Here is a 4,837-nt window from a genome sequence, read left to right as displayed (position 1 = left end):
GTTGACTTAGATGCTGTAAGAAAAGGTGCGGGAGACTCTTTACTACTCGATAAGGGGGCTCCTAGTAACTAAAAGATAATCTAAAAAAACAAAGGCGTTCCATTTCGGAGCGCCTTTTTTCTTGTTTGAAATATTCGCTGAACCTGTTAGATTAAGTCCATGAGGTTTGAGCGTTTTCCTCGGCATCCACCAGTGCCAAAACGTGATACCGCAAACCAGTTAACCTGAAACTAATGGCTGTGTTTGCGCGAGGTGGACGTAGCAAAAATTTTAAGCTAAGTGAAGGGATTAACTTATGGATACTCCATACCCAATTTATCCGTCTCAAACGGATGCATTCAAAAATATCGCCAAGTCATTTGCATCTCTTATGGCAAAAGAGTCCAAAACCAAAGTTCTGAGCGCATTCAAACGTAATGACTGGCTCAGTCTTTAGGCTATAAAGGACATGCAGACTTACTTCAATCGACTCAGTTTCGAAAGCAGGCCGACCAAGGCGAACCTTTAAGGTGCTTTCTTCACAAGAGCATTCGAACGGCGATCAGTCAAACATTCTCGTCAAAGATGCCAGATATACCTCCTCAAATTATTGAAAGGGCAAGTTTAGAAATGAAAGACGCCGAAGTGGTCTTGTCTAATGCTCACCCAGAAGCAAAATTGCCTATGATGCTTGATGAAGGGAGTAAGTATCTTTCTGGCTCATTCGAGAAAATACGAGATGAAATAAACGCTGCAGCAACGCGAAAAAATTATGTGCCTGTTCTAAAGCTCGATTTTTCAGAATTACCATTCAATGTATACGCAGTACTTATGGAACACTCTGCCCTAAAAGCATTTAAGGTAGATCCTAATCGCCGCGATGTAGAATTGATTTATCTCAAGCCCAAAGGTGATACATCTAGTAGCAATTGGAAAATTAGAGCTTCACTAGATGTTTGGGGAGCGGAAACGATCTCTGCTGACGTGCTAAATGACTGGTGTGTTTTCCGTGACTGGTTATTGCAATTCAATCTCGTTGGCCGTACTCATATCACTGAGAGATTGAAAGATCATAGATTTATTACTTTCCACACGCAGAGTCATCCTGAATACACACTTGAAAATTTGTACGGAGATCTGAACAGTGAAGAAGATAAAAATCTGTTGTACGCATTGTTAAACCATAACAAACGATTGATGAATGATGAATCGTCACGAATTGATAGTCGTGGTAATGGCTTCAACAGTACATTGAAATACTCATCGGAGATTTTAAAGATGATTGCGGGAGAAAAGGGTAGCAACAACCAGCGAGGCTGGACAATTGATGGTGTGTTTGAAAATGAAGCGATAGAACACTATAATAGAGCGGGAGGTTTTCCGTCCGAACTTAGTGAACTAAAAACACAATTGGTTGGTGTCAACAATAATTGGGGGAAAGATGAGTTTGATAATGACATGGTTTTGATATCATCTATGTCTAATCAGCTCATCAGCATCGAATACAATGGTGAGGTTGTTGAAAAAGATGTCGTGGTTGCCATTATAAAAAAAGGCTTTAACGGTACTTTTGACAGCGTAACTACAAACATAAAAATTAACATTCTTGGTGACGATGAATACTACGCCTTTACTGATTATTTGATACTTACTACCGATAGGTTCAAAACAAAGAATAAGATCAAAATTTGTCAATCAGCATTAGATGCCTACAATAAAATGCAAGTAAATCCACAATTGACAGACGTCAGTCAACTTTATGACAATAATTTAGGTGTTAAGTTTATTGATACAATAGACACCTACGACAGTTGGGGTAATAAATTTAATAATGTTTGCGGTTCTGTAGGGGTTGACGGAGAACCAGGAGGTGATGATGATTTTACGTAAACTTCTTTTATCACTCTTTTTTATAACGTTCATTTCACATGCAGAACAGGCCGAATTTAATTTATTGTTATACAAACATTCTAAGATAAAAATATCTAAAATAGAAGAAGCGATTAGCTTGAATAATCGTAATCTCGATGGAGACACTCAACACCCAGATATAAGATTCTTTATTAAAAGATTTTTTTTAAACCAGCTTGAGTTTGAGCAGACCTCCCAGATGTTAGTTGATGGTTCAATTTTATATAACGACTCAAGTCACCAGCCATCAAACATCAGTCTAAATTGGAAAATTATTAAAGATAGTAATGGTACAACTATTAAAAGGGGTAATATCACTTTTGAAAATTTGATTGGTGAGGATAATTTTGAATTTAGTCCTTCATTGCCATCGTTATCAGGAGATTATACACTTTCAGCTACTGCAGAAAAGAATTCAGGTGTTGAAAGTAACACAGTAAGTATTCCATTTTATGTACGTGAGATTCAACCCCGATTGGACCTGAGTTTCGCAAAATATCGGTATATAGGTTTATATGTAAACATTAGATTGTTCCCTAGTGATCCCGATTTCGATTTTTGCCGAGCGAAATATTCGTTTGATTACGATTTTACTGGAAATGCTGATTTCAATTTTAAACATATAAGTTGTGATAGTGTAAAACAGCAAATCGTTTTTAAATCAAAATGGCCTGACGAGAGAACTCAAAATGAATTATTAAGTGGCACCGAAACGATCAGTGTCACCGTAACGATTGGTAAATATTCTACTACGGGTCGCAGTTCACAGTCCAGTAAGTAATTGAATGATATTGTTGAATAATGTGATATTTAATAATTGTTACTAGGGCGTGTTGATCTTTCGTGAGTGTTTTTTGAACAGCATGGTAAAGAGTTATAATTTGCTTCGCCAAAAGTAAAACCATAACCAATACCATGCCAAGAACAATGCTAACTGATATTCGCTGGGAACTGCTACTCCAAGTTATGAAAAGTACAGGTCGTATTTACGATAAAACTGAACATCGAATGACATTTGAAAGAATACTTTATCGAATGAGAACAGGTATTCCTTGGCGAGATCTACCCTCTGAGTTCGGAGAGTGGAGTACCGTTTACAGACGATTTAATCTTTGGTCAAAGAAAGGGATTTTAGATAATCTTTTCAAAAGCTTATCTAGCATGGCTGACTTTGAATGGGTATTTCTTGAAGGTTAATGGTATGAACCCTCCCGCCTCACACTCAGCCTTTAGCCAGTGTGTTAAGGTTGGTAAATAGGTGTTTCATAACAGGAAGATAGTTTTATGACCATTACGATGATCGGTATTGATATTGCGAAGTCGGTTTTTCACCTACATGCAATTAACCATTTAGGGCGTCAAGTAAAGAGAAAGAAATTGCGACGCGATCAGTTACTGCAATTTTTAGCTCAACTACCTGCTTGTAAAATTGCAATGGAAGCATGTGGTAGTTCACATCACTGGGCCCGTGAAATTCAGCAACTAGGGCATGAAGTCTTACTCATCTCTCCGCAGTATGTGACTCCTTTTCGACTAGGTAATAAAAACGATTACAATGATGCTCAAGCGATTGCTGAAGCCGCCTCTCGCCCTCAAATGCGATTTGTAGCGGTCAAATCTATTGAACAACAGAGTATTTTAATGCTCCACCGTATGAGAGAAAGAGTAGTTAAGCAACGTACTGCACTCGTCAACCAGGTTAGAGGGTTGTTAGCTGAGTTTGGTTTTGTCTTGCCTCGGGGGATCCATAAGTTTCGAACTACCATTCCTTATTTACTTGAGGATGCTGAAATCAATTTGACAGTGATGGCAAGAGAGTCGTTCGCTTCATTGTATGACGAATTCCTGTTTCTAGAACAACAGATTAACCAAATTGAGCGTCGGATTAAATCCATTAGTGAACAATCATCAACATGTAAAAAGTTGGATGAAATTCAAGGAATTGGTGAGTTAGCTGCCACTGCGCTTTATGCTTGAATTGGAGATGCAACGTTATTCAAAAATGGTCGTCATCTTTCGGCTTTCTTGGGGCTTGTTCCACGGCATGATGGCAGTGGTGATAAAAATACTCTAAAAGGCATTAGTAAGCGAGGTAATGGGTATGTACGCACGTTGTTGATACATGGAGCCCGCTCGGTTCTAAGGCATAGCATCAATAAATCTGACCCATTTAGTCTCTGGGCTAATTCCTTAAGAGAGAGACGAGGGTTTAACAAAGCGTGTATTGCTATTGCGAATAAATTGGCAAGGTATGCGTGGGTGGTGATGAGCAAAAACGAGGATTATATCAAGTTAAGTGCTTAATCTTTTTAACTTATTTAAGAAATGTTTGAACTAACTCTTCTTTTCAAGTTGCTATGATCATTTGAATGATGGTGGAACAGTCAGGCTGGTCTACTCAAAAACTGTTAATTCCGTGGGCTCATCATGAAGCCGAAAGGTTAATAAAGTTGAGTAGAAAGCAAATATCCATCAGGGCCTGAGACTCGTGGTATGTCTCAATACTAGGCCGAATATATAGGTGCAATTGACCTTGTCTCCAATCAGAATTTAAAGATCTTGCAAATAGGGAGGGTTCATATAAAGGAATCTGAATGATTCCTTACCTGACCGATCGCGGCATAACTCACGTCAGAATGAGTCCCGGGCAGACCTAACGTCTGCTCTACAATCTAAACACGGGTGTTTGTTGAACACTTTCATGCTGTTTTCGCTATTTCAGATACTCTCATCCTAAGAAATGCCTAAATTGACCTGATTTGGGCTTGAACCGGAGCATGGTGGACCAGCTCTGACAGCGGCTCCCCACCCCTAAAGCGAAGAAACGTTAAACGGTGCCCACAAAGAATGCACTCAAACGGGTCAACCTTCACATACCCTTTCAACATGGCGGCGTAGCCGGGCATTTCAGGTGCGTCTTTAGGGGCGATGCCTAAGGCATCGTAGA

At 39.2% G+C, this 4,837-nt stretch carries 3 protein-coding genes and 3 pseudogenes; 5 read left to right on the top strand and 1 reads right to left on the bottom strand.

What is annotated here, in order from left to right:
• The first annotated feature begins 295 nt into the window (after positions 1–295).
• From ACTRWI_RS21930 to ACTRWI_RS21910, 5 genes and pseudogenes are all read left to right on the top strand, one after another.
• Positions 296–436 carry a hypothetical protein gene (locus ACTRWI_RS21930; protein ID WP_499133820.1) on the top strand — a complete coding sequence of 47 codons (141 nt, stop codon included), beginning with the start codon at positions 296–298 and terminating at the stop codon, positions 434–436.
• A 173-nt stretch (positions 437–609) separates the two neighbouring features.
• Complete coding sequence (locus ACTRWI_RS21925) at positions 610–1,869, top strand: hypothetical protein (protein WP_499133819.1); 1,260 nt, start codon at positions 610–612, stop codon at positions 1,867–1,869.
• The gene (locus ACTRWI_RS21920; protein ID WP_499133818.1) at positions 1,856–2,671 is read left to right on the top strand and encodes a hypothetical protein; all 816 of its coding nucleotides are present in this window, start codon (positions 1,856–1,858) and stop codon (positions 2,669–2,671) included. The genes ACTRWI_RS21925 and ACTRWI_RS21920 overlap by 14 nt, the downstream gene beginning before the upstream one ends.
• Before the next feature lie 134 nt (positions 2,672–2,805).
• A pseudogene (locus ACTRWI_RS21915) lies at positions 2,806–3,084 on the top strand (transposase); the annotation flags it as partial.
• A gap of 90 nt (positions 3,085–3,174) precedes the next feature.
• Positions 3,175–4,194, top strand: a pseudogene (locus ACTRWI_RS21910) (IS110 family RNA-guided transposase).
• Between the two features lie 440 nt (positions 4,195–4,634).
• Here the strand turns inward: ACTRWI_RS21910 and ACTRWI_RS21905 are convergent.
• Positions 4,635–4,837, bottom strand: a pseudogene (locus tag ACTRWI_RS21905) (IS91 family transposase); the annotation flags it as partial.

The sequence above is a fragment of the Pseudoalteromonas sp. G5_S1_14_S5 genome (assembly GCF_054968605.1).
Note: the sequence above shows the minus strand (reverse complement) of the source record. Positions and strands in the feature narration are given on the sequence as shown.